The 406-nt window shown below is 60.3% G+C and carries 1 pseudogene; it reads right to left on the bottom strand.

Going from position 1 to position 406, the window contains the following annotated elements:
• Nucleotides 1–52: 52 nt before the first annotated feature.
• Nucleotides 53–406 (bottom strand): annotated as a pseudogene (locus tag I6F37_RS42690) (AsmA-like C-terminal region-containing protein); the annotation flags it as partial.

The raw sequence follows: 406 nt of genomic DNA, 5'->3' as shown, positions 1-406 counted from the left end.
GTCTCGAACGCCGCGGCAGTCGCGCTCTACGCCGCACAGCGCAAGCTCGCGATCAGTTGAATTCGAAAATCTGGCGGAAGATGCCAGGCGCGATCGCCGAGATCGGATTGACCTGAACGGTCGGCGATTTTGCGTCGCCGGCGACCTTGTAGGTAATCCCGATCAGGCCCTTGTCGCGGCCGCCCAAAATGATCCCGACCAGCGGAATTTCGGCAAACAGACTGTTCAAGCCGTAGGCCGGCATGAACGTGCCGGTGATCGCCATGTTACCCTCGCGGTCGTAGAGCGAGCCCTGGAAGGTCGTTCCAAGCAGCGGTCCCCGGATCGCGCCGTTCTTGATCGACAGATATCCGTCGCCCTTTTCGATCTGCGCGAACCCACGATCGAAATCGACCTTGCTCGTATC

This window comes from Bradyrhizobium sp. NBAIM08 (assembly GCF_020193935.1).
Taxonomy (GTDB): domain Bacteria; phylum Pseudomonadota; class Alphaproteobacteria; order Rhizobiales; family Xanthobacteraceae; genus Bradyrhizobium; species Bradyrhizobium yuanmingense.
Note: the sequence above shows the minus strand (reverse complement) of the source record. Positions and strands in the feature narration are given on the sequence as shown.